The organism is Phyllobacterium sp. P30BS-XVII (genome assembly GCF_014138335.1).
GTDB classification, from domain to species: Bacteria; Pseudomonadota; Alphaproteobacteria; order Rhizobiales; family Rhizobiaceae; genus Phyllobacterium; species Phyllobacterium meliloti.
In genome coordinates this window covers 81,795-101,195 of record NZ_JACGXO010000009.1, presented here as the reverse complement: position 1 = coordinate 101,195, position 19,401 = coordinate 81,795, and the positions used below count along the sequence as shown (strand labels likewise).

General features: G+C 57.3%; 14 protein-coding genes and 1 riboswitch. Of the genes, 8 read left to right on the top strand and 6 right to left on the bottom strand.

Annotation, left to right across the window (positions count from 1 at the left end; translation table 11 throughout):
• Positions 1-49 precede the first annotated feature (49 nt).
• On the top strand, positions 50-1,324 hold the full coding sequence (locus tag FHW17_RS21545) for a D-alanyl-D-alanine carboxypeptidase (protein ID WP_182510799.1): 1,275 nt from the start codon (positions 50-52) through the stop codon (positions 1,322-1,324).
• Positions 1,325-1,409: 85 nt separating this feature from the next.
• On the opposite strand, the gene FHW17_RS21540 is transcribed toward FHW17_RS21545, so the two are convergent.
• The 5 genes from FHW17_RS21540 to FHW17_RS21520 all read right to left on the bottom strand — a co-directional run bounded on the left by FHW17_RS21540 (position 1,410) and on the right by FHW17_RS21520 (position 6,031).
• Positions 1,410-1,577, bottom strand: coding sequence for a DUF1127 domain-containing protein (locus FHW17_RS21540; protein WP_112525666.1), 168 nt, complete (start codon positions 1,575-1,577; stop codon positions 1,410-1,412).
• Positions 1,578-1,808: 231 nt separating this feature from the next.
• Entirely contained in the window at positions 1,809-3,356 is a 1,548-nt protein-coding gene (locus tag FHW17_RS21535) for an MDR family MFS transporter (RefSeq protein WP_112525505.1), read from the bottom strand.
• Positions 3,349-4,545: an HlyD family secretion protein gene (locus FHW17_RS21530; RefSeq protein ID WP_112525507.1), complete on the bottom strand. Its 1,197-nt coding sequence runs from the start codon at positions 4,543-4,545 to the stop codon at positions 3,349-3,351. The genes FHW17_RS21535 and FHW17_RS21530 overlap by 8 nt, the downstream gene beginning before the upstream one ends.
• Positions 4,538-5,002, bottom strand: coding sequence for a MarR family transcriptional regulator (locus FHW17_RS21525; protein WP_112525509.1), 465 nt, complete (start codon positions 5,000-5,002; stop codon positions 4,538-4,540). The genes FHW17_RS21530 and FHW17_RS21525 overlap by 8 nt, the downstream gene beginning before the upstream one ends.
• 174 nt (positions 5,003-5,176) lie before the next feature.
• Positions 5,177-6,031, bottom strand: coding sequence for a ferredoxin--NADP reductase (locus FHW17_RS21520; RefSeq protein WP_182510798.1), 855 nt, complete (start codon positions 6,029-6,031; stop codon positions 5,177-5,179).
• 391 nt (positions 6,032-6,422) lie between these two features.
• A riboswitch (cobalamin riboswitch) is annotated at positions 6,423-6,640 on the top strand.
• Positions 6,641-6,813: 173 nt separating this feature from the next.
• On the opposite strand from FHW17_RS21520, the gene FHW17_RS21515 reads away from it, so the two are divergent.
• From FHW17_RS21515 to FHW17_RS21495, 5 genes are read left to right on the top strand one after another with little or no spacing between them, the layout of a single operon-like run.
• Entirely contained in the window at positions 6,814-8,778 is a 1,965-nt protein-coding gene (locus FHW17_RS21515) for a TonB-dependent receptor (protein ID WP_182510797.1), read from the top strand.
• A 32-nt stretch (positions 8,779-8,810) separates the two neighbouring features.
• Entirely contained in the window at positions 8,811-9,635 is an 825-nt protein-coding gene (locus tag FHW17_RS21510) for an ABC transporter substrate-binding protein (protein WP_348643768.1), read from the top strand.
• Positions 9,632-10,627 (top strand): iron ABC transporter permease, encoded by a 996-nt coding sequence (locus tag FHW17_RS21505; RefSeq protein WP_182510796.1) that lies wholly within the window; start codon positions 9,632-9,634, stop codon positions 10,625-10,627. The genes FHW17_RS21510 and FHW17_RS21505 overlap by 4 nt, the downstream gene beginning before the upstream one ends.
• Entirely contained in the window at positions 10,624-11,424 is an 801-nt protein-coding gene (locus FHW17_RS21500; RefSeq protein ID WP_182510795.1) for an ABC transporter ATP-binding protein, read from the top strand. Before FHW17_RS21505 ends, FHW17_RS21500 begins: the two co-directional genes overlap by 4 nt.
• The gene (locus FHW17_RS21495; RefSeq protein ID WP_182510794.1) at positions 11,424-12,458 is read left to right on the top strand and encodes a hypothetical protein; all 1,035 of its coding nucleotides are present in this window, start codon (positions 11,424-11,426) and stop codon (positions 12,456-12,458) included. Before FHW17_RS21500 ends, FHW17_RS21495 begins: the two co-directional genes overlap by 1 nt.
• Here FHW17_RS21495 and FHW17_RS21490 read toward each other — a convergent pair.
• Positions 12,455-14,725: a mechanosensitive ion channel domain-containing protein gene (locus FHW17_RS21490; protein WP_182510793.1), complete on the bottom strand. Its 2,271-nt coding sequence runs from the start codon at positions 14,723-14,725 to the stop codon at positions 12,455-12,457. The genes FHW17_RS21495 and FHW17_RS21490 overlap by 4 nt on opposite strands.
• A 313-nt stretch (positions 14,726-15,038) precedes the next feature.
• Between FHW17_RS21490 and FHW17_RS21485 the strand changes: the two genes are divergently transcribed.
• Both FHW17_RS21485 and FHW17_RS21480 read left to right on the top strand, forming a co-directional pair.
• Positions 15,039-16,277, top strand: coding sequence for an efflux RND transporter periplasmic adaptor subunit (locus tag FHW17_RS21485; RefSeq protein WP_182510792.1), 1,239 nt, complete (start codon positions 15,039-15,041; stop codon positions 16,275-16,277).
• Positions 16,274-19,393: an efflux RND transporter permease subunit gene (locus tag FHW17_RS21480; protein ID WP_182510791.1), complete on the top strand. Its 3,120-nt coding sequence runs from the start codon at positions 16,274-16,276 to the stop codon at positions 19,391-19,393. Before FHW17_RS21485 ends, FHW17_RS21480 begins: the two co-directional genes overlap by 4 nt.
• Positions 19,394-19,401 lie beyond the last annotated feature (8 nt).

Genomic DNA, 19,401 nt, shown 5'->3' with positions numbered 1-19,401 from the left:
TCAGCTGGTCTGCACCCTTCATCCGTCTTTTTGAACCGGAGATTCCGCAATGCCGCTTGGTCTCGCTTATCAAAGCCTGTTGAGCCGTTTGAGACTTCTGGTTGCAGGCATCGCCTGTCTGGCTGTCGGGCTTCCAGTGGTCGCGCAGGCTGCCGAGCAGCCCTGGTTTGTTCTTGATGTTTCCACCGGAAAAGTACTGGGCGAGGGCAATGCAAACACGCCGCATGGGCCTGCCTCGCTGGCAAAGATGATGACGCTTTACCTGACATTCGAGGCGATCAGGAAGGGCAGGCTGCATTGGGATGACAGGATTGCCGTATCGGCGAATGCCGCGCGCAAAGTTCCGGCAAAGCTGTGGATGCGGGCCGGGGATACGCTGAGCGTGCGTGAAGCTGTCAACGGCATGATTATCCTTTCCGCCAATGATGCAGCGTCTGCCATGGGCGAACACCTTGGCGGAACGGAAGCGCGCTTTGCCCAGCAGATGACCATGCGCGGGCGACAGCTTGGCCTCAGGAACACGGTTTTCCGCAATGCATCGGGGCTAACCGAGAAAGGCCAGTCGACAACGGCACGGGACATGGCGACGTTGGGCGTGGCTGTGATGCGGGATTTTCCGAAAGAATATGGCCTTTTCTCCCAACGCTCCTTTGTTTTTCGCGGCAAGCAGATCAATGGCCACAATAATCTGATGTACCGCTATGCCGGGGTTGACGGTATCAAAACAGGCTATACGGATGCGGCTGGTTTCAATCTGGTCTCGTCATTCACCGACAGGAACCGGCACATTGTCGGCGTTGTTCTTGGCGGCAAAACTGGCCGTTCGCGCGATGACCGGATGGCACAGCTTCTGGATCAGTACATGCCGATGGCAAGCGATGGCGCGAAGCGGAGCCGCGATCTTGTCGCTGGCAATGCCGTCGCTGAAACAAATCCGGTTGTTGCGTCGGCAATCCCGGTTCCGCGCGCTGCAGACAGATCAGCCGTGGTTGCACAGCGTAAACCCGGTATTGCCGAACTGATTGATGAATCGAAGATTGAGCAGGGTGACGGCGGACTGGAACCTTTGAAGACGCCAGCCCAGTGGAATATTCAGATTGGCGCAGTTGATACCCGTGCCGATGCCAACCGGCTGCTTGGCAGGGCCGATAAACTCGTCCATGCGATCCTGCCGGGTGCCAAGGGCTATATTGAACCGGCATCAAAGCGCGGTGCGCAGCTTTATCGTGTCCGGTTCGGCGGGTTCAGCGATGCGCAGGCCGCAAGCGCCGCCTGTTCCGAGTTGAAGCGCCGTTCCTTTGCCTGCATCGCGTCACGCAATTAAAATCAGACGGCTTTTCACTTTAAATCAGACGAATGGAAGCGGCCACCGACCGCTTTGTCTGTTGGGTGCCTGCCTTGCGGACAGATCAGCCTCTCTCCCTTTGACCACCCGAATAAGACCGAACGGGAATGTCGAGGGTATGGATCAACGGGTCGATACCCAGATCAACCAGTTGATCCATTGGCAGGCTGTTGAGTTCGGCAATGGTGCGGCGCGCATTGCGCCAGGCAATATAGTTGCGATAAATATTCATCTTCATACCTCGTCTTTGTTCATCGAATAAACAGGGACCTTGAAAGGCTCCTGTGAACACGATGGAGTATGCGCGGCAGCGTCAAAACACGGTATCTCATTTGACCGAAGAGATTGCCTGATCCTCCGAGAGTTAGGCGCCGATGCTGACCCTGCTCATGTTCGTCGCGGCCAATTTTCATGCTGGCGAACTGCCTGCACTCGCTGGCCGCGTCGTTGATGCCTGCGACTGCTATTCCATCACCGCGTGTTCCGGCGGCGCTGCGCTTGGCGCGGGTTTGCGCAACAGGAACACAAGCGGGATAGCCGCGAGTGACATCAGCATCAGCAGCTTGAAATCATCCATATAGGCAATGATTGTTGCCTGCAGGGTGATAATCCCGTCAAGCGATGCGCGGCCCGCTGCCTTCAGCGGGTCGAGATGCTGCATCACGACGGGCGCATTGAAGGCGTGGTTGAACGGCGTCACATAGGCGGCAATCGAGGCGTGGTTGCTCTGCACATTCTCCGTGATGAGCGCCGTGACAATGGAAATGCCGACGCTGGAGCCGATATTGCGCGAGAGATTGTATAGGCCGGTGCCTTCGCCGCGCATACTGGCTGGCAGCGTGGCAAAGGCAATCGTCGTCAAGGGTACGAACAGGAAGCCGAGCCCTGCACCCTGAATGAAGCCCACCGAAACAATGGTCCATTGCGATACGTCAGGGGTCCAGCCGGTCATGTCATACATGGCCCATGCGGTGAGCCCGAGGCCAAGCACCAGCAGCAGCCGCGTATCAACCTTGCCGATGAGACGGCCCACGATGAACATGCACACCATCGTGCCGACGCCGCGCGGTCCCATGACAATACCGGCTGTTGTGACGGGATAACCCATCAGGGTTTGCAGGTAAGGGGTCATCAGGGCGAGCGAGGCCAGATAAGTCACGCCGACGATGAAGATGAAGAACATGCTGACGGCAAAGTTTCTGTCGAGGAACAGGCGCGGGTTCACAAAGGAACGCTGCGCCGTAAATGTGTGGCTGAGGAACAGATAGAATGCGCAAACGCAGACCAGTGCTTCCAGCTGGATTTCGCCCGATGAGAACCAGTCAAGTTGCTCGCCGCGGTCGAGAAAAAGCTGCAAGGCGGCAATGGAAAGACTGAGCGTGCCGAAGCCGAACCAGTCGAGCTTGGCTTTAAGCTCGCGGCCCGTTTCGGTGACAAAGGCTGAAATGCCGACAAACGCCAGAAGGCCGATCGGGACGTTGATGTAAAACACCCAGCGCCAGCTGATATTGTCGGTCAGCCAGCCGCCAATGACAGGTCCAAGCACGGGGCCGACCATGACGGAAACACCGAACAGCGCCATGGCCGAACCGCGTTCCTCGACGGAATAGATATCGAGCAGAATACCCTGCGACAGGGGCACGAGCGAAGCGCCGAACAGGCCCTGCAAAAGGCGGAACGCCACGATCTGCGGCAGCGACTGGGCAATGCCGCACAGCACCGAAGCAACCACGAACCCGGCAATGGCCGTCAGCAGCACGCGCTTGCGCCCGAACCGGGCGGCGAGGAAGCCTGAGGGCGGCGTCATGATCGCCGCGGCGACGATATAGGAGGTCAGAACCCAGTTGATCTGATCGGCACTCGCCGCAACACTGCCCTGAATATAGGGCAGCGCCACATTGGCAATCGTTGTGTCGAGCGCCTGCATGATGACGGCGAGAATGACACAGGCCGTTATCGCGCCGCGATTGGCTACGGGCGCGACGCCCGGCAGTGCGACGGAGTTAGACATGATCCTTGCTGCCAAAGAGAGACTGCAGGAAGTGCGGCAGGCCGCGCGCATGGTCGGTATTGACCTCGGCGGTAACACTCATGCCCATGCGCAGGGGCGGCTTTCCTGATAAATCCGTAATGTCGACAAGCATGGGAATGCGCTGCACAACCTTCACCCAATTGCCAGTTGTATTCTGTGCGGGGAGCAGCGAGAAGCTGGAGCCGGAAGCGGGGCTGATGCTGGCGACCGTGCCTTTCCATTCAACACCGGGATAGGTATCGACAGTCACGGTCACTGGCTGGCCGGGCTTCACATAGGTGAGTTCAGTTTCCTTGGGGCTGGCAGCGACCCACATATGGGTTGTCGAAACGAGGCTGAAGCCCGCCTGCGATGCCTGAAGATAGGCGCCAACCTGCAGCGCGCTGACATTGGTCACGACACCATCAAACGGCGCGCGCACAGTGGTTGCATCAAAATCATGCTGGGCTTTATCAACTGTGGCTTTCGCGGCCAGATAGGATGGGTTCTGCTCAACCGGCTGGTCAACGTCGTTACCCAATTGGGCCAATGTGGTTGCGGCCTGCGCCTTGGCGACATCGACCTTCTGCTGTGCGGCATCCAGATCATGCTTGGCCTGATCATAGGTTGCCTTGGACACGGCGGCTGTGTTGGTCAAATCCGCCTGCCGTTGCAGGGTCTTCTGATAAAAAGGAATATCTGACTCCGCCTGCGCAATCTCGGCCAAGGTCTGTTTGTAGCTTGCCTGCAGGTTGAGGATCTGGTTGCGCACCGTGCCTAGCTGTGCCTGAGCGCCTTCAAGGGCGATGCGGTAAACATCCGGATTGATGCGGAACAGAATCTGGCCCTGCTTGACGATTTCGTTGTCATGCACGTCAACCGAGCTGACAAGGCCGGAGATATCGGTCGATACGCCGACCATATCCGCCTGTACATAGGCATTATCCGTGGACATGACCTGTCCGCCCGTGACGTAGAAATAGCCGCCGACGATAAGGGCGATGGGAAGAGCGGTGAAGAGAATCTGCCGTGTGCGGTTGCGGCGTGTCTTGGGCGGGGTGATATCCGGCAAGGGCACGGGCTCGTTGACGCGCGCTGCAACAGGCGCCTCGCTGTTTGCGTCGGTCTTTTCGAGAACAGCCTCGTCAGAATTGGCGGGAATGCGGGAGGTTGGTGAGCCGTCAGCCATGGTGTTTCTTCCTGTCATCGACCGGTGTCTGACAGGCATCGATCAAATTGGACTTCATAAGGGTTAGAGTTCGAAGCAGATGCTCCCGGTCTTCGGCGGGCACATTGGCCAGCGCCTCGGAACGGGTGATTTCGCCGATAACGCGCATGTCATCGACATGTGGCCGCGCTTCGTCACGCAGATAAAGCAGCCATATCCGGCGGTCAGTGGGATGCCGGCGCCGTTCGATCAGGTTGCGTTCCTGCAGCTTGTCCAGAATACGCACCAGCGTGATCGGCTCTATCTCGAGAATTTCGGCCAATCCAGCCTGATGGATGCCCTCGTTCTTTGCGAGGTATGCAAGGGTCTGCCACTGGGAGCGGGTCAGGCCAATGTGCTTTGCACGCTGTTCAAATCGTTTGCGCAACAACCGCGCAACCTCATGCAGCAGAAAGCCAAGAGTGGGCATGTTATCCATGATGTGGGGCTTTAAAACTCGTAAGGATGCTTATAACAACGATACATATAGCATGTGGACTCATCTTTTAGAAGAGGCCCGGTGTCACAAATCGGTGACAAAAATGCTCAAAACAAAAATGCCCGGTCTGTGAAGACCGGGCACATGATTCAAATCTGGATATAGGGGAACGGTTTAGCCGACGAAGGCCCGCTCCACGACATAGGTCGACGGCTTGTTGTTCGCGCCTTCTTCGAGACCAAAGGATTCCAGAATAGCCTTCGTATCGTGGATCATGTGCATCGAACCACAGATCATGCCGCGATCGGTTTCCGGATTGAGCGGCGGCAGGCCGAGATCACTGAACAGCTTGCCGCTTGTCATCAGATCGGTAACGCGGCCCATATGGGTAAAATTTTCGCGCGTGGTCGTGGTGTAGAGCCGCAGGCTGTCGGCGGCAAATTCGCCGATCAGCGGATCATCCTTGATGCCTTCCACCATTTCGGTGATGTATTTGAGTTCGGCGACGTCGCGGCAGGTCTGCACCAGAATGACTTCTTCGAACTTCTCATAGGTCTCAGGGTCACGGATCAGGCTGGCGAAGGGTGCAACACCTGTTCCTGTCGACAGCATATAGAGGCGCTTTCCCGGCAGCAGTGCATCGAGAACGAGCGTGCCCGTCGACTTCTTGCGCAGAAGGACCGTATCGCCGCGTTTGATCTTCTGCAGATGCTCGGTCAGCGGGCCATTTTCAACCTTGATCGAAAAGAACTCGATTTCCTCATCCCAAGATGGGCTGGCGATGGAATAGGCGCGATAAACAGGCTTTTCCGCATTGGGCAGGCCGATCATGACAAACTCGCCCGAACGGAACCGGAAGCTCGCGGGACGGGTGATGCGGAAGCGGAACAGGCGGTCGGTATAATGGCGAACCTCGGTCACTGTTTCCGCATACACATTATCAGGAATAGGAAAGGCAACCGGCGCCGAAACGTCGTCTGGCTCAAGAACGGTTGCCGCTGTTGCAGCTACTGGCGAAAATGCAGTCATCCCGGGTTCTCTCGTTCGATACTGATATCAACAAATGAACGAGCCGGGCGTTGCTCCATTCATTATTCAACTGGCATCATTCAACTGGTTCATCGGCGAAAATGCGCGCCTGGTAATGCCAGCAAACCTTATGTAATCGGCAGCGATTAATATGCAATGGCTGATTTTGCAAGGCAGATCAGCAAATTAGCAGACGCTGCATAACCCTCGATCGCGGCGAAAATACCTTTTGTGAGCAATATATTGGAAGAATTTGGCTAAGGCCGAAATGTTCGCAGATCGTGTGTACAGATTCAGGCATTTTTATAGATTAAATTTTTCTCTTTCGTGGAAGGGGCAATGTCAACAATTTAGGCCCCCTGTGATTGTTGACCGTTCAAGACGAGGTTGCTATCCAGAATATGGAATTGGTTCCGCGATCAAAAGCGGATGAAAAGGGAACACGGTGAGGATGACCCAAGAAGGGGCCTAATCCGTGGCTGCCCCCGCAACTGTAACCGGTGAGCGGTCCTCCATAGTGCCACTGAAAGCGCTTTTGCGTGATTGGGAAGGCGGGGGACATGCAGTGATCCGGAAGTCAGGAGACCTGCCCGTTCCGGTCACCCAGCTCGAACACGGGGTGTGTTCAGGCGCGGTCGCTCGTCGCGGTGACATTTGAAAAAGTGTTGCCGTGTGCCGGAGCGATTGCAGGTTGATTGTTACAATCCCCTTGCTGCCCATCCAGCCCGCGGTTCAGACGTAATCGGGGAAACGCCAGCCGTTTCCCATGCTGTGGGGGCATCATGTTAAGGCAAACGGGATTTGCAGGGGCAATCATTGGTCTGTTGAGCGGGGTCGCCATTGCGCAGGAACCGGCAACCGACGGAGACGGGACGATTGTCCTTGCTCCGATTTATATCAATCTTGGCGAGTCACGCATTGATGCGGAAAAATCCGGGCGGGCCTATACGGTTATCACAGGCGAGCAGCTGGTACAGAACCAGACACGCTACGTTGCCGATGCGTTACGGCAGGTGCCGGGCTTTGCCGTTTCGCGTGGCGGCTCCTATGGCGGCCTGACACAGGTGAGGGTACGCGGCGCAGAAGCCAACCACCTTCTTGTCATGATTGACGGCGTTGAAGCCAGCGAAACCGGCAATGGCGAATTCGACTTTGGCGGCTTGCCGGTTACAGATGTCGATCACATCGAAATTCTGCGCGGGCCGCAAAGCGCCTTCTGGGGCTCGAACGCATTGGCCGGTGTGGTCAACATCATCACCAAGGGCGGCACCCGGGACGGTTTCAAGATCAGCGGACGCTCGGAAGCGGGCACAGATGGCACTTGGCTAGGCAATGTGCTGCTGCAGGGCGGCGCCGATAATTATGATTTTGCCCTCTCCGGCACCTATCGCCAGAACAAGGGTTTCAACATCTCGAATTTCGGTTCAGAAAAGGACGGCGACAAGAACGGCTCCATCAATGGCAAGTTCAAGGTCGATATAACGCCCGATGTGGTTGTCGATGGTACATTCCGTTACGTCAACCGCCGCAGCGATCTCGATCCCGATGGCGGTTATGGCACACCGTTTCAGGGGCTTGTCGTTGATGGTGACGACCAGACCACGACCAAGGAATTGCTGGGCTCGCTCGGCATTACCTGGACATCGCTGGATGGTGCCCTGACTCAAAAAGCGCGGATCAGCGACACCAACACATTGCGCGACAATCTCAAGCACGACGAATATATCTCCGGCAATGAGGGCAACCGGCTGAATGGTTCCTATCAGGCCACCTACAAGTTCGATACGCCAGCCTTTGCCGACGCCAGGCATCAGATTACGGCGGGGTATCAGGGTGAGCGCGAGACTTTCCAGCAGAGGCCTGCCAAGGCGGATTTTAACAGCCCATATTTTGACGCGTCGCAGTTCGAGAAACACGACCGGACCATGCATTCGTTTGTCGGGGAATACAGGGGCGAGTTTTTCGACCAGCTTTATCTGAACGCCGCCGCGCGCCACGATGACAATGACCGGTTCAAGGATGCATCGACCTATAGTTTCGGTGCGGCATGGAAAATTCCGGACTGGGGAACGAGACTGCATAGCTCCGTTGGTACAGGCGTTACCAATCCGACATTCTACGATCAGTTCGGCTATATTCCCTCAACCTACAAGGGCAATCCAAACCTGCGACCGGAAAAGAGCCTTGGCTGGGATTTCGGTGTCGAGCAGAGCTTTTTCGATGAGCAGCTGGTGGTTGACGTGACCTATTTCCGCCAGAACCTGACCGATGAGATTACCAGCATTGCAACACCTGATTTCCGCTATACGCCTGTTAATCAGGATGGGCGCAGCAAGCGTCAGGGTGTGGAAGTTGCGGCGACGCTCAACTTGACCAGTGGTTTCACCACGACGGCGACCTACACCTATACGGATGCAAAAGACCCCGATGGTCAGATCGAAATAAGGCGGCCAAGACATTCGGGCTCGCTGAATGCCGCCTACACATTCCTTGAAGATCGCGCCCGCGTCTTCAGCGAAGTAACCTTCAACGGAAAGATGGAAGATACGGCTTTTACACCGCCTCTCCCCACGCGTGTTGTGCTCAAGGACTATACGCTGGTCACGATTGGTGGCAGCTATAAGTTCAGTGACAAGATGGAAGCCTATGCGCGGATCGAGAACCTGGTCGATGAAGATTATCAGGAGGTTTTTGGTTTCAACACACCGGGCCGTACCGCCTTTGTCGGGTTGAAGGGAAGCTTCTGATTATGTTGAGGCAATGCAGATGGGCGCTAGGGGTGGCGAGGCTGGCAACGGCAATCGCACTGTCTGGCTGTCCGTCTGCAATCGCCGCCGAAGCGCCGAAGCGGGTTGTCTCCATGAACCTTTGCACCGACCAATTGGCCATGCTTCTGGCGGGTGAGGGACAGCTTTATTCAGTCTCGCATCTTGCCAAGGACGAAACGGGTTCGGTGCTGGCCAAAGAGGCGGCGTCGTTTGTAACCAACCATGGTCAGGCCGAGGAAATTTTCCTGATGAAGCCGGACCTGATCCTCAGCGGCACATATACGACAAGGGCGACCGTCGACATTCTCAAGCGGCTTGGATTTCGGGTTGAAGAGTTTCAGCCGGAATCTTCCTTTGACGATATTCGCGTCAATATCAGGCGGATGGGCGCGCTTCTGGGGCGGGAGGCAAGGGCTGAGGAACTTGTGCGCGAGATGGACGCAACCTTGGCAAGTGTGCCGGGCAGACAGGCCGGTGCGCCGACAGTCGCGCTTTATTACGCAAACCAGTTCACTTCGGGTCGCGGCACCTTGGCCGGTGAAGTGGTCAACCGTGCCGGACTGATCAATCTTGGTGAGAAGCTTGGCTTGGAGGGCACGCAAAAACTGTCGCTGGAGCAGCTTGTCATGGCAAAGCCCGACCTGATTGTCGCCCATAATGCCTATGCCGCACCATCCCTTGCCTATGAGGCGCAGGTTCACCCGGCGTTTCGCGCTGCATTGTCAGGGAAAAATCTCATCGATATCCCTGACAAGTACTGGATCTGCGGTGCGCCGTTCACGGCGGAGGCAGTCAAATTGTTGTCGGATGCGGCAGGGCGGGCGGGTAACAAATGAAAGATCATTTCCGCCTTCTGATCACTGGCCTCGTACTGTTGACGTGCCTCATGTTTGTTCTGTCACTGCTCATTGGGCCGGCGGCGCTTGGCACTGCTGACAGTATCCGCGCACTGCTGACGGGGCAGGGTGATGCGATTGTGCTGGTCATGCGGGAAATAAGGCTACCGCGTGCCTTGCTTGGCCTGATGATCGGCGCAACGCTGGGATTGTCAGGCGCGGTGCTGCAGGGATATCTGCGCAATCCGCTGGCTGAACCGGGGCTTCTCGGTGTGAGTGCATCGGCATCGCTGGGTGCGGTGATTGCCATCTATACCGGCCTGTCGCTCGCCTTTCCGCTTGCCCTGCCGCTGATGGCGCTGGCAGGCGCTGTTCTTGCGGTGCTGCTCGTACAGGCATTGGCCGGACGCGGCGGCAGTACGCTGACCATCATTCTGGCCGGCATTGCCGTGTCGAGTTTTGCCGGGGCCATGACCACGCTGGCACTGAACCTTTCGCCCAATCCCTTTGCGGCCATGGAGATAGTCTACTGGATGCTGGGGTCGCTCACGGACCGTTCCATGCTGCATGTGCAGCTGGCGGCACCGTTCATTCTTGTCGGCTGGGTGCTTCTGTTCAGTCTGGGCCGGTCGCTCGACGCGTTGACGCTGGGTCCGGACGCGGCAGCCAGCATGGGCATCAATATCAAACGGGTCCAGCTATTCGCCATTCTTGGCACAGCTGCTTCCGTGGGGGCAGCCACGGCGGTTGCGGGCGCTATCGGTTTTGTCGGCCTTATCGTTCCGCATATCCTGCGCCCTCTGGTCGGTGCGCGGCCTTCGCGCCTGCTTCCGGCGAGTGCGCTTGGAGGCGCGTCGATGCTGCTGGCCGCGGATATTCTCGTGCGCCTGATCGCGCCGGGCCGTGATCTGAAGCTTGGCGTACTCACCGCCATCATCGGCGCGCCGTTCTTCCTCTGGCTTGTCTTTCGTACAAGGAGGACAATGCTATGAATATTCTCAATCTCTCGCATCTCCAGGTATCGCTCGGGTCCAGACCTGTTTTGCATGATGTGTCACTTGCTGTCGGCAAGGGCGAATTCATCGGGCTGATCGGTCCGAATGGGGCGGGGAAGTCGACCTTGCTCAAAAGCATTCTTGGACTTGTCCCTTCGGTGGGCGAAATCCAGATCGCCGGAACCTCCGCAGGGCAATTGAGCCTGAAGGAACGGGCAAAACACGTCGCCTATCTGCCGCAGGAGCGGGAGATCAGTTGGGCCATCTCGGTGGAACATCTCGTCTCACTCGGTCGCACGCCTTACCTCAGCGGGTTCTCAAGGCCCGTGCCAAACAATATCGCACTGGTTGAAAGCGCGATGGAACGCACGGAAGTCACGGCATTCCGTCATCGTTCGGCACTGGAACTATCAGGCGGCGAGCGGGCACGGGTGCTGATTGCCCGTGCTTTGGCTCAGGACGCACCCTTGCTGCTTGCGGATGAACCGACCGCCGGGCTTGATCCAGCACATCAGATCGGCCTGATGCAATCATTGGCTGATATTGCGCACAAGGGCTCCGCCGTTGTCGTCTCACTGCATGATCTTGGTCTTGCCGCGCGCTGGTGTACCCGGCTTGTCCTTATTCACGAAGGGAAGATCGTTGCTGATGGTCTTCCCGCCGATGTGCTGACAGCTGATCACATGCGCAACATTTACGGGGTCGAAACCTATCTTGAATCGACGGAACAGGGATTGATCGTTCAGCCCACGGTTCTCGTCGACAAATCACATGGCGTAACAGGGAAACGGTGATGGAACAGCTGCGTGTGCTCCTCACAAAACATATGGCTCTCTGGCAGTCCGGTTGGAGCATGGGAACGTTCGGCGCCATCGCGGAATTTCATCAGGACAAGGGCGAGCAGCCGATCATCGCCGACGCTCTGGGTATCACCCGGGCAACGCGGCGCGGGGCCATCCACCTTGAGCGCAAGCAGATCGGCTCTCTTGTTCCCGTCGCCTATGAAGTTCCAAGCCCGCGCCCGCATCGCTGGACACAGGCGGTAGCGCTCTGTTTGCCCACAGTGCTGGCCCAGCGCACGTCCCGGCCAGTGTTGACAGAGCTTGGGCCTGACGATGATGCTATTCGCGGTATTGATCGGATGGGTATCCTGTTCGACATGGGCCTATCGCTGCCGCAGTGCGATTTCTGCATACGCACGAGCGATCCGAAACTTCTGGCGGAACTGCGGGCTTATGAGGGCCATTCGCTGTTCGAACCGGATAATCCTGTCATGCACTCCATTCTGCGCGCACATCCGCACCGGGTTGCCCTGACCAATATCGGGCGGGTCGAGGTTTACCAGAAGATCGGCGGACCTGATACGGGCGGTGTCTCTCCGGAAGGGCCGCACACCCACGTTCTGCCGAAACTGCTCAGAACAGGGCGCACGCATTCCGCCAATACGCCGATTCCCGATCATCTGATGCCCTGCGCCTTTCTGCATCCGGGCAATCCGGTGATCGGGCAATTGGGCGAGGACAAGCCTTTTGACTGGTCGCTCTATATGCATTTCGAGCGCATGTTTGCAGCCTATGCTCCCGTCGAAGCGGTTGAGCTGAAGAAGCGGTTGATTGCCGCTCTCAATGACAACGCATCGTGCGCTTCGTTTGAAAAGCCCGCCACACGGCTGGAGCGCTCGACATTAAGAGTTGGCTTGCGCCAGCAGCTCGCCTTTGCCCGGTCGCAGGGCAATAGTGAACGTGTCGATACGATCATCGCCTGGCAAAAGGCATTTGACCGCGAGGCCGGAGAGACCGAAACGGATGATGATACGCCCGGTCATTAACCTGTTTTGGCCGCCGCCTGTGTTGCGGCCTGCTCGGCAGCTTTTTCAATCGCGATCTGCGTTGCTGCACCTGCACCCACTGCATCATTCGTACCCGAGCGAACCGTCACCGCGTTGGATGCAAGCATCAGCCCGGCTTCCCTGAATGCCACCAGAAGCCGCTTCATGGATTCACGCTGGATCAATGACGGATTGCCCGGCTTTGCCGTGAATTTCAGCCGCACGACCATTGAATTTTCGGTGATATCCTGAATGCCCTGAAATTTCAGCGGCACGAGGAACTCGCTGCCAAATTCCGCATCCTCAAGCATTTCCTGTCCGACCTTCTTGACGGTCTTGCGGATCTTTTCCGGATCGGTATCGCGGTCGAAGCGCAGCTCGAATTTGATCGTGCTCCAGTCACGGCTGTAATTTGTCACGGACTGTATCTGTCCGAAGGGGATGGTATGAACCGGCCCATTCTGATGCCGCAGTTGCAGCGAACGCAGCGTGATCCGTTCCACCGTTCCCTTGAGCTTGCCCGTATCAATATATTCGCCGGTGCGGAAAGCATCATCGGCAATGAAGAAAATGCCTGATACGACATCCTTCACCAGGGTTTGCGAGCCGAAGGAAATGGCAAGGCCAAGCACACCGAAACCAGCGAGCAACGGCCCGATATCCATGCCGAGCGAGGACAGCACCACCAGTGCGGTAATTGCAACAATAGCGCCAAAGGCGAGGTCGCGAACCAGCGGCAGGATTGTCGACAGGCGGCCCGCAGCGGTTGGTGCGGGGCCGTCCGTCTCTTCCTGACCGGGCAGGAGAGGGCGCGCTGAGGGCGAAAGCGCGCTAAAATAGTGGCGCAGGAAACTCCAGATCGCCCAGCCGACAACAATGGCGACACTGACCCGGAGCAGTCCCCGGATGATCGACAGAATCAAGCCATAGCCCGTGTCGTCAAGATAAGTGGTCCACAAACGGATGATGATGTAGAGGCCAAGCAGCCAGATACCGCCTGTTACCAATGTCTGGATTGCTGCGATAAAGGCCTGCACCAGTGGCGGAAGATGGTTTTCATTGTGATGCCGCCTGTGCATGGCCGCGATCAGCGCATGCAGGCCCAATGCAAAGATCGGGATCAACAGGACGATAACCTGCGTCGCGCCCGCTGCCTCGCCCCAATGGGCGCGTTGGGGAGAACTGGCGGCCATACAGCCAACCACCCAGATCAGGATGGCGGTAAGAGACAGAAATGCCGGAAGCGCGGTCGCAATCACCTGCCGGGTCATGTTCGGTGCCGGTCCGGCAAACACGGCTGAGATATCCTTGCGTCCGCCGATGAACCACCAGAGTTTCAAAAGGGTCACGACCGTTGCGGCGATCAGGAACCAGCCTTCGGTGACACTGCGGCTGACGCCGCTTTCGATCGACAGACGGACGAGCTGACCGATCAGCGCCCCGATGAAACCATAGGCGACAAGCATGCGGAAATGCCATCGCGGGTTGTTGATGGGCAGCAATCGTGCGTAATCATCACCCGGTGACAGGAACAACCGGCCAACGGCGGCATAAACGAGGGTGAGCGCGGCGGCGTGCAGCAGGCTCACGGTGAGGTGAGAGGCCATTTGAGAACCGGCAGTCGGCATATTGATGATGATGTGTCCGACGGCAATAAAGGCGCAGATGGCGGCGATGTCGCGAAGTGTGCGGGCAAATGATCCGCGTGCGCGGTGAACAAGATCGGCATCCTCGCTGATTGGGCGTACGATAAGGGCGGTGCCAAGCCGGAACACGATCCAGCCTGCTATACCCGCAGCGAGCAGGGCAGCCAGAGTAACGAGCGTGACGTGGCCCCAATCATCGCCCTGGGTCTGCATGCCCTTATCCATCATGAAGGGCAGTTCGGCTATGTGGCCGATGCCATCAACTCCGACCGAAAGCCCGGTGGTGAATGAATCCAGCACGTTTCCGGCAAGTTCCTCTGCCTGATCAAGCGGGGTTGCCATGGGAGGTTTGGCGGCAGGGGCAGCCGTTGCTTTTGCCGGTGTCGGTGCTGCTGCGGGTGTAGGGTCTTCCCAGCGCACCACGACATTGCGTCCGCTCGCATAGGCAGCTTTGAGGATGCTGTTTATGTCGGCTTCGCTTTGACCGCGCTGCAGAACGACAGTTGTGGTTTCACCCGCGGTTTGCGCGTCGGCGCCAGTGCTGAAAGCGCCAATGACCGCCGCCCACAGGCAAAGAAGGACGATCCGGATTGCCAACAGAATGTTCAGGTATTTCAGCATCGCAATCCCCCTCGTTCTCACGATAGGAGTACGCTCATTACTTGGTCGGCTTCAAGTGCTGATTGCATTTGATTGAATGGTAACAATGGGCCTCATGATCGCCCCCAAAGGAGGGTCATGAAACGGCGTCCAGAATCCCGGTCCGATAGCCCAGCCCCTGTTCTCTGCAATGCTCGGGAAATGGCAGCAAAAGCCGCATGGTTGCGCCGCAGAAACATGACAAAATGGTCATTCGACAACACACCGGGAAGGTGAGAAACTCCACAGCCAACAAGTTGTTTGGCTAAGGGCTATGCCCTGGAGGTAGTGTGCAGTGAAACGTCTGGGTCTTTTGATCGCGTTCGTTGTGTTGGCCGGGCTCGGCTATATGTTTCTCTACCCGCACCTGAATGCGCCACCAGCCGGAAAAGGCCCAACGACGGTTGCCACGGCAACGGCAGCCAAAAGCTCGGGCAAGGGGCGGTCTGCCGCCGTTCCTTCCATTGTGGCCGCCACGGCAAAGACCGAAGATGTGCCCATTTCAAAGACTGTTGTCGGCAATATCGAGCCGATTGATACGGTTGTTATCCGTCCGCAAGCCGATGGTGTGGTGATGGTAACGAGCGTCAAGGACGGCCAGATGGTCAAAGCTGGTGACGTGCTTTTTCAGCTTGATGACCGGACAATCCGAGCGACGATCGACAAGGACAAGGCGGCTTTGGCCAAGGATCAGGCCAATCTTGATTCAGCCAATCAGGACCTTATTGCCGCTCAAGCCCTGTCAAACCGGAAAATCGATACACAGCAGCAGGCCTATCAGGCGCTTGCTGCTGTCAATGCGTTGAAGGCATCAATCGCCATGGATCAGGCGCAGATCGAGGCGGATCAGGTCCAGCTTTCCTATATGACCATCAAGGCACCGATTGATGGGCGTGTCGGCGTGGTCAATACATCCGTCGGCAATCTTGTACGCATGGCTGACACCGGCAGCGGCCTTTTGACCATCACCCGCATGGCGCCGCTGCGCGTGTCGTTCACGGTCGCAGAAAGCGATCTGCCTGTGTTGCGCGATGCGATGAAGGAACGTCCTCTCAACGTCCTTATCAAGGTCCCCGGCAGCAAGAATGTTGTGGCGTCGGGGCCGCTTAATTTCGTTGATTCCAGTGTTGACACGGCCTCCGGCACCATCGTCCTGAAAGCCGATGTGGCCAATGACAATGGCGCGCTCTGGCCCGGTCAATACGTGACTGCAACAGTGGAAATCGGCACGCACAAGGATGCTGTGACTGTTCCGCTGATAGCGATCCAACAGGGCAATGATGGGACATTTGCCTTTGTTGTGGGCGCTGACAAGAAGGTCGTTAAACAGGCTGTTACCGTGGTGGAAACGGTCGGCGATACCGCCGTGACCACGGCGGGATTGAAATCAGGCGATCATGTGGTCATCAACGGTCAATTGCACCTGCAGGATGGGTCGAGTGTCATTGAAACCGTGGCGGATTCTGACAGTTCCGTTCCCGCGCTTTCTGCCAATGAAGTGACTGACCCGATCAAGACGGATACGGTTCAATGAACATATCCGCAATCTTCATTCGCCGTCCCATTGCAACAATCCTTCTTTCCGTTGCGCTGGCGGCATCGGGGCTTTTTGCTTACCAGTTTCTGCCCGTGGCGGCATTGCCGCAGGTGGATTTTCCTGTTGTATCGGTTTCTGCTCAATTGCCGGGCGCGGCGCCCGATACGATGGCCAATGCGGTGGCAACGCCGCTGATCAAACAATTTGCCACGATACCCTCGGTTTCGACCATCAGCGCGACGAGTACGCAGGGACAGACCCGCGTTACCATTGAATTTGAGCTTGACCGGAACATCGATCAGGCGGCAGCCGACGTCGAGGCGGCTATCGCGCGCACATTGAGGCAATTGCCGGCGAACATGACAACGCCGCCGAGCTACCGCAAGACCAACCCCGCCGACGCTCCAATCCTGTTGATCGCGTTGCAGAGCGACACGGTGCAACTGTCCAAGCTTGATGACTATGCCGAGCAGGTGATCTCGCCATCACTTTCAACCGTGGATGGGGTGGGCGAAGTGCAGGTGTTCGGTGCCAAGCAGTTTGCCGTGCGTATCGAGGTTGATCCCAATGCCATGACGGCGCGCGGTATTGGTATCGATGAACTGACCAATGCTGTCGCCGACAACAATTCGATTGCGCCAGTGGGAACACTGACGAGCCCAACCCAGCAGATGGCCATTGAAGCCGATACGCAATCGAAGAATGCCGATACGTTCAGGCAGATCCTGATTGCCTCTCCCAATGGCAAGCCGGTTCGTCTGGGCGATGTGGCGCGCGTGGTGGATTCCGTAGCGAACACGCAGACCGAAAGCCGTTACGATGGCAAGAAGGCGCTTGTGCTCGCCGTTTTCCGCCAGCCCGGTGCCAATACGGTTGACGTGGTGGACCGGGTCCGCACCATGCTGCCAAAATTTGCCGAAGAGCTTGGCGCATCCACCAAACTCAATGTGCTCAATGATCGCTCGACCTCCATCCGGCAGGCGGTGTCTGACGTGCAGTTTACGCTCGTTCTGATCATCGGACTTGTCGTCATGGTAATCTTCGTGTTCCTGCGCCGCATTGCAGCGACGCTTATTCCGACGGTCGCTGTACCGTTGTCGCTGATTGCGACGCTGGGTGTGATGTATGTCTTTGGCTTTTCCATCGACAATATCTCCCTGCTTGGCCTGACGCTGTCGGTGGGGCTCGTCGTGGACGACGCCATCGTCATGCTGGAAAACATATCCCGGCATATCGAGGACGGCATGTCGCCACGTGAAGCCGCGCTCAAGGGCAGCGAGGAGATCGGCTTTACCATCGTCTCCATTACTGCATCGCTTGTTGCGGTGTTTATCCCTGTCCTGCTGATGGGCGGCGTGGTGGGGCGCATCTTCAATGAGTTTGCCGTTGTCGTCACCGTGGCGATTGTCGCCTCGGCGCTGATATCCCTGACATTGACGCCGATGCTGTGCAGCCACATGCCAGCCATTCCACATGAGAAGGCGGGGAAAAAACCCTTCACCGAACGGGTTTTCGATGCGGTTCTCGACGCCTACAGGCGCATGCTTGATATCTGCCTGCGCTTCCGCGTCGTTGTTCTCGGTGTCTTCCTTTTGACTGTTGTCGCGACGCTTTACCTGTTCTCCTCCATCGACAAAGGCTTCTTGCCCACCGAAGATATCGGCCAGCTTTCCATCTCGACCGAAGCGCGGCAGGACATCTCGTTTGACGCCATGGTGGCTCTACAGAAACAGGTTGCCGATGTTCTGATGAGCAAGCCTTATGTGGCGCATGTGGCGTCAACGATTGGTGGCGGGTTCAATTCTTCCAGCCTCAATCAGGGCAGTTTCTTCGTTGAGCTGAAACCGAAATCGCAGCGCCTGGCGCTTGATCCGCTGCTAACGGATTTGCGCCAGTCGCTGGCCAAGGTTCCGGGTATCAACAGCTATCCCATCGCCATCCAGAACCTGCGCATCGGCAGCACGTCGTCGCGCGCGCAGTACCAGTTCGTCCTGCAGGGCATCAATGCCGACGATCTCTATCCATGGTCGCAAAAGTTCCTTCTGGCGCTGCAACAGGACAGGCAATATTTTGCCGATGTGACCAGCGACCTGCAGAACAATGCGTTGCAGGCCAATCTGGTCATTGATGCCGACAAGGCGCGGCTGTTGGGTATCACCTCGACGCAGTTGCGCAATTCGCTCTATTACGCCTTTGGCACCAATCAGGCTTCGACGATCTTTTCCACCGGTGACAGCTATGAGGTCATTCTGGAGTTGGACCCGTCCATTCCGTGGACGACCGACAAGCTCGACCAGATGCAGATACGCTCGACCACGACGAACAAGCTTATCCCGCTTTCCGCCTTCGCCCATGTGGAGCGGCGCGCCGGGCTGCTTGCGGTCAGCCAGTTGAGCCAGCTGCCCGCGGTGACGATTTCCTTCAACCTCCCGCAGGGCGTGGCGCTTGGCAGGGCGGTGGAAGAGATCAACAAGATCAAGGCGGAACTCAATGTTCCGGATTCGATTGGCTCAACCTTCACCGGCACGGCAAAAGTGTTCCAGCAAGCGCTGTCCAATCAGGGGTTGCTGATCGGTGCGGCTATCCTGACCATCTATATCGTGCTCGGTATTCTCTATGAGAGTTTTATCCATCCGCTGACCATTCTGACAGGTCTGCCAGCGGCTGCTGCTGGTGCGCTCGCGACGTTGGAGCTGTTCGGCTTTGATCTCAGCGTGATCGCGATTATCGGTATGCTGATGCTGATCGGCATCGTGAAGAAGAACGCGATCATGATGGTCGACTTTGCCCTTGTCCGGCAAAGGGCAGGCGATAGCCCGCATGATGCGATCCGCGAAGCCTGTCTTGTCCGGTTCCGCCCGATCATGATGACGACGCTCGCGGCGTTGATGGGTACGCTGCCGATTGCCATCGGCGCGGGTGCGAGTTCAGAACTGCGTCAGCCGCTTGGCGTGGCCGTTGTCGGCGGCCTCTTTGCCTCGCAAATCCTGACGCTGTTCATCACGCCCGTGATCTTCCTCTATATGGAAGACATGTCGCGTGGCTCAGTAAACCTCTGGCGCAAGCTCTTCAATAAAGGTCGTGCGCCGACAGTACCGCACGCGGCGGAATAGAAGGCGAA

Bases quoted from the DNA above. Each gene is read 5' to 3' on its own strand.
- FHW17_RS21545 (WP_182510799.1), top strand. From the start codon at position 50: ATGCCGCTTGGTCTCGCTTATCAAAGCCTGTTGAGCCGTTTGAGACTT.
- FHW17_RS21540 (WP_112525666.1), bottom strand. From the start codon at position 1,577: ATGAATATTTATCGCAACTATATTGCCTGGCGCAATGCGCGCCGCACC.
- FHW17_RS21535 (WP_112525505.1), bottom strand. From the start codon at position 3,356: ATGTCTAACTCCGTCGCACTGCCGGGCGTCGCGCCCGTAGCCAATCGC.
- FHW17_RS21530 (WP_112525507.1), bottom strand. From the start codon at position 4,545: ATGGCTGACGGCTCACCAACCTCCCGCATTCCCGCCAATTCTGACGAG.
- FHW17_RS21525 (WP_112525509.1), bottom strand. From the start codon at position 5,002: ATGGATAACATGCCCACTCTTGGCTTTCTGCTGCATGAGGTTGCGCGG.
- FHW17_RS21520 (WP_182510798.1), bottom strand. From the start codon at position 6,031: ATGACTGCATTTTCGCCAGTAGCTGCAACAGCGGCAACCGTTCTTGAG.
- FHW17_RS21515 (WP_182510797.1), top strand. From the start codon at position 6,814: ATGTTAAGGCAAACGGGATTTGCAGGGGCAATCATTGGTCTGTTGAGC.
- FHW17_RS21505 (WP_182510796.1), top strand. From the start codon at position 9,632: ATGAAAGATCATTTCCGCCTTCTGATCACTGGCCTCGTACTGTTGACG.
- FHW17_RS21500 (WP_182510795.1), top strand. From the start codon at position 10,624: ATGAATATTCTCAATCTCTCGCATCTCCAGGTATCGCTCGGGTCCAGA.
- FHW17_RS21495 (WP_182510794.1), top strand. From the start codon at position 11,424: ATGGAACAGCTGCGTGTGCTCCTCACAAAACATATGGCTCTCTGGCAG.
- FHW17_RS21490 (WP_182510793.1), bottom strand. From the start codon at position 14,725: ATGCTGAAATACCTGAACATTCTGTTGGCAATCCGGATCGTCCTTCTT.
- FHW17_RS21480 (WP_182510791.1), top strand. From the start codon at position 16,274: ATGAACATATCCGCAATCTTCATTCGCCGTCCCATTGCAACAATCCTT.